At 52.3% G+C, this 4676-nt stretch carries 3 protein-coding genes and 1 pseudogene; 1 reads left to right on the top strand and 3 read right to left on the bottom strand.

Features of this window, described 5'->3' with window-relative positions; all coding sequences use genetic code 11:
- A pseudogene (locus tag R7P69_RS24325) lies at positions 1–1835 on the top strand (Tn3-like element ISKox2 family transposase); the annotation flags it as partial.
- 52 nt (positions 1836–1887) lie between these two features.
- On the opposite strand, the gene R7P69_RS24320 reads toward R7P69_RS24325, so the two are convergent.
- From R7P69_RS24320 to R7P69_RS24300, 3 genes are all read right to left on the bottom strand, one after another.
- The gene (locus tag R7P69_RS24320) at positions 1888–2433 is read right to left on the bottom strand and encodes a recombinase family protein (protein ID WP_109376060.1); all 546 of its coding nucleotides are present in this window, start codon (positions 2431–2433) and stop codon (positions 1888–1890) included.
- Positions 2434–2724: 291 nt separating this feature from the next.
- The gene (locus R7P69_RS24310; RefSeq protein WP_001389365.1) at positions 2725–3489 is read right to left on the bottom strand and encodes an IS6-like element IS6100 family transposase; all 765 of its coding nucleotides are present in this window, start codon (positions 3487–3489) and stop codon (positions 2725–2727) included.
- 506 nt (positions 3490–3995) lie between these two features.
- Complete coding sequence (locus R7P69_RS24300; protein WP_000376623.1) at positions 3996–4496, bottom strand: GNAT family N-acetyltransferase; 501 nt, start codon at positions 4494–4496, stop codon at positions 3996–3998.
- Positions 4497–4676: the final 180 nt, after the last annotated feature.

Here is a 4676-nt window from a genome sequence, read left to right as displayed (position 1 = left end):
AGCTGCAATCCTGCTTGCTCAAAATCTATTCAAACATGGTTGCGCTTTGGGGAAATTATGAGGGGATCCCTCAGTGCCAAGCAGGTAAAGGCTCAGAAGCATTAGTGACCCAGCTCAAAACCACAAAAACAGAACTATTAGCAGGTAATACATTGCAAACAATGGATAGTACACTTATCCAACAAAAACATCGTCCATGGTTAATTAACAAGGATGTTGTTCATCCACAGCGATACGAATGGTTGCTTTACCGTCAACTGGCTTCTCGGCTTAATGGTCGAATTTACTTATCAAACGTCACTAAATATCGTGCGCTAGAAGACGACTTAATTGCATCGTCAATACAGCCTGATCTATTGGCATCATCAACATTGGAAAAGCTAAAGCAGCCGATTCAGAAGCTACTGCAAGTAAAACAAATACGCTTAACAACATCCCTAGAAGATGTTGCTCGTCACATTGATAATGGTGATAACCGCAATGTGATCATGAAGAGCCGAAGTGGCACACGATGGCGACTGCCAGTTAAAGGCTCCCAATCACTTGTCAACAACCCTTTCTTTAAACAAATGATCCCCGTCAGTATTGCTGATGTGTTGCGTTATGTTGAACAAGAAACCAACTTTATGCAATGCTTCGCACACGTGCTGCCAATACAAAAACAAGTAGGCGCCAATCAGGATGATTTATTGGCTATTCTAATTGCGAATGCGACACATCGCGGCGTATATGGGATGGCACAAATATCTGATCGCAGTTATGAGCATCTAAGCACTATACAAGCTAATTATATTAGGCCTGAAACCTTGCAAGAGGCTAGTGATATCATCAATAACGCAGTAGCGGCACTCCCTATTTTCCGCCACTATCACATCCAAGAAGACGTCCTGCACGCCAGTACCGATGGGCAAAAATTTGAAACTCACCTTGAGACTTTTAAAACTCGCTACTCCTCGAAATACTTCGGCACCAACAAAGGTATTACGGCCATGACGTTAGTTGCCAATCATAGTGCGTTAAATGCCCGTATCATAGGATCTAATGAGCATGAGTCCCATTATATTTACGACTTACTACAATCTAATACTAGTGATCTTAAGCCAGATGTCCTCTCAACCGACACCCATGGTGTTAATCATGTTAATTATGCCTTATTGGATTTATGCGGTTATAGTTTTGCGCCTAGGTATGCTCAGTTCACCAGTGTGATCAATGACCTATTTAACGTAACTGAAAGCGACGACGGAAACACGCATCTGGCGCTGAAAAAGCCGATAAAAATGAATGTGATTGAAGAAGGCTGGCAGGATATTCAGCGTATTGTGTTATCCCTTCAAGAAAAACGCACAACACAGGCATTGCTAGTACGCAAATTATCTGGTTATCCATCTAGACACCCTATATTACAAGCATTAACGGAATATAATAGGCTCATCAAAGCCCAATATTTACTTGATTATATTGATGATGCAAGTCTGCGCCAATATGTTCAACGAGCACTGAACCGAGGCGAAGCCTGGCATTTCCTCAGGCGAGCTATTGCATCGGTCAATCGTGACCAGTTCCGTGGAAAAAACGAATCAGAAATAGTCGTCTGGAACGAGTGTGCCCGTTTGACGGCAAATGCTATTATCTACTTTAACTCGATGATCCTAAGTCATCTATTACTGCACTTTGAAGAAGTTGGTGACGAGGAAAAAGCAGCAATAACTCGACAAGTATCACCCGTTGCATGGCAGAACATTAATCTGAGCGGCACTTATCAGTTCGCTAGTAACCGCAAACTACCTGATTTACAGGAAATAACTAGGCCTATTGTTGAAAATGAAGTCTAAAATGAAAGGTAACCCAGCTCCACAAGCCATTAACTGCGAGGGTTGTGGCGATTTATGTTACTTTAGAGGGGAAAATCCCTAGAACCCCAAAGTGTTTTGCAACTTCAGCTTTCGTTATCTCTACATCCGACAGCATGGCCCTTGCCTTCCTGGCGTCTTCATCTGACATGGCCAAGGGTCGCCCACCGCGTCGCCCTCTTGCCCTTGCTGCCTCCAACCCGGCCCGTGTGCGCTCTTGCAGTCGTGCGCGTTCGTATTCAGCCAAGGCCGCAAACACATGGAACACTAGAGCCCCGTTCGCCGTTGTGGTGTCTATGTCTGATTGGGTTAGGGAGCGGAACCCGATCCCCTGGCGCTTCAACGAGCTGACTATCTCGATCAGGTCTTTGATGCTCCTTCCCAGTCGGTCTAAGTGCCACACAATCAACGTATCCCCTTCCCTCAAGGTATCTAGGCACCGTTCAAGCTCTGGGCGTTCTGTGCTGGCCCCTGATAGCTTCTCAACGTAAACGCGCTGACACCCGGCCTTGTCCAGGGCGTCCAGTTGCAGCGCCGTTTCTTGCTTGTCCCTTGATACCCTGGCGTAACCTATCAGCATGTAACCTCCAAAAAACGCGCCTTTTCTTTCCTTGATATTTTGACGGGTTATTTTACGTGAAAAGCGGCAGGATCGGGGAGGTGGCTGTCATTTTCAGAAGACGACTGCACCAGTTGATTGGGCGTAATGGCTGTTGTGCAGCCAGCTCCTGACAGTTCAATATCAGAAGTGATCTGCACCAATCTCGACTATGCTCAATACTCGTGTGCACCAAAGCGAGGTGAGCATGGCGACGGAGGCTCTGTTGCAAAGATTGGCGGCAGTCAGAGGTAGGCTGTCGCTCTGCGCCGATCAGGCGGCTGCTGCGAAATGGTGGTTGAGCATGCCCATGGCCTCCGTCAGCGCCGAGGGCCCAATGCCAAAAGCTCTCTCCACAAGGCGCACCTCGCCCCTGATGCCGGGCTGCAGGCACCAGGGGCGAGCCTGTCCTTTGCGCAGGGCTCGCATGACTTCGAATCCCTTGATCGTGGCATAGGCCGTGGGGATCGATTTGAAACCGCGCACCGGCTTGATCAGTATCTTGAGCTTTCCGTGATCGGCCTCGATCACGTTATTGAGATACTTCACCTGCCGGTGGGCCGTCTCCCGGTCCAGCTTTCCTTCGCGCTTCAATTCGGTGATCGCTGCACCATAGCTCGGCGCTTTGTCGGTATTGAGCGTGGCAGGCTTTTCCCAGTGCTTCAGGCCTCGCAGGGCCTTGCCCAGGAACCGCTTCGCTGCCTTGGCGCTGCGGGTCGGCGACAGGTAGAAATCGATCGTGTCGCCCCGCTTGTCGACTGCCCGGTACAGGTAGGTCCACTTGCCCCGCACCTTGACGTAGGTTTCATCCAGGCGCCAGCTCGGATCAAAGCCACGCCGCCAGAACCAGCGCAGCCGCTTCTCCATCTCCGGGGCGTAGCACTGGACCCAGCGATAGATCGTCGTATGGTCGACCGAAATGCCGCGTTCCGCCAGCATTTCCTCAAGGTCGCGATAGCTGATCGGATAGCGACAATACCAGCGCACCGCCCACAGGATCACATCACCCTGGAAATGGCGCCACTTGAAATCCGTCATCGTTCCGTCCGTCCAATCTCCGCCAAGCATGCTCAAGCTTCACGATTTTTGCAACAGAGCCCACACGAGTATTGAGCATAGTCGAGATTGGTGCAGATCACTTCTGATATTGAACTGTCAGGAGCTGGCTGCACAACAGCCATTACGCCCAATCAACTGGTGCAGTCGTCTTCTGAAAATGACATTTGGTATCTCTCATAAACGGATGTTTTTGAGAGAACTATCTTCGGCCTTCACACGCACGAAAGGCGGCGAAGCTCCGCCGTTAATCCGTCCGCCGGAGATCTCGCCCAGGCAGGCTGAAGGCCGAGCAAGCCTGACAGGCCCGAAAAGCCCGGCACGGGCGTCGGCGGCGATGACGGCGGCGGCATTATCCAGGGTTGATGATGGAAGTGGAGGATATCGACAACCTCTCGCGCAACCAAGACATCGCGGTCGGACTGCAAGTGATCTTGAAGCCACGGGCCCGTCCCACCCCGACATGGACCTCGATGCCCGAACGGACGTTAGATTTCGAGTTCTAGGCGTTCTGCGATGAAGGTTGGATCCCAGCCGGGATTGAAAGTGTCGACGTGGGTGAATCCGAGCCGCTCGTATAGGCCACGCAGGTTCGGGTGGCAGTCGAGCCGCAGCTTGGCGCACCCCTGCGTTCGCGCGGCATGGCGGCAAGCCTCGATCAGCGCGGAGCTGACACCCCGGCCCGCATGTGTCCGTCGCACCGCGAGCTTGTGCAGATATGCGGCCTCCCCCTTGAGGGCGTCGGGCCAGAACTCGGGATCCTCGGCCGACAAGGTGCAACAGCCGACGATGCCGTCGCTGCAACTCGCGACTAGGAGCTCGGATCTCAGGACGAAGGTCTCCGCGAATGTCCGGTCGATCCGCGCGACGTCCCAGGCGGGCGTTCCCTTGGCGGACATCCACGCCGCAGCGTCGTGCATCAGCCGCACAACCTCGTCGATATCACCCGAGCAGGCGACCCGAACGTTCGGAGGCTCCTCGCTGTCCATTCGCTCCCCTGGCGCGGTATGAACCGCCGCCTCATAGTGCAGTTTGATCCTGACGAGCCCAGCATGTCTGCGCCCACCTTCGCGGAACCTGACCAGGGTCCGCTAGCGGGCGGCCGGAAGGTGAATGCTAGGCATGATCTAACCCTCGGTCTCTGGCGTCGCGACTGCGAAATTTCGCGA

This window comes from Vibrio sp. 661 (assembly GCF_033339315.1).
Taxonomy (GTDB): Bacteria; Pseudomonadota; Gammaproteobacteria; order Enterobacterales; family Vibrionaceae; genus Vibrio; species Vibrio alginolyticus.
The sequence above is the reverse complement of the archived record's forward strand: the minus strand, read 5'-3'. Positions and strand labels throughout refer to the sequence as shown.

What these genes read in the sequence shown, in the direction of transcription:
- R7P69_RS24320 (WP_109376060.1), bottom strand. Translation starts at nt 2,433, where the DNA reads ATGCTGATAGGTTACGCCAGGGTATCAAGGGACAAGCAAGAAACGGCG.
- R7P69_RS24300 (WP_000376623.1), bottom strand. Translation starts at nt 4,496, where the DNA reads ATGGACAGCGAGGAGCCTCCGAACGTTCGGGTCGCCTGCTCGGGTGAT.
- R7P69_RS24310 (WP_001389365.1), bottom strand. Translation starts at nt 3,489, where the DNA reads ATGACGGATTTCAAGTGGCGCCATTTCCAGGGTGATGTGATCCTGTGG.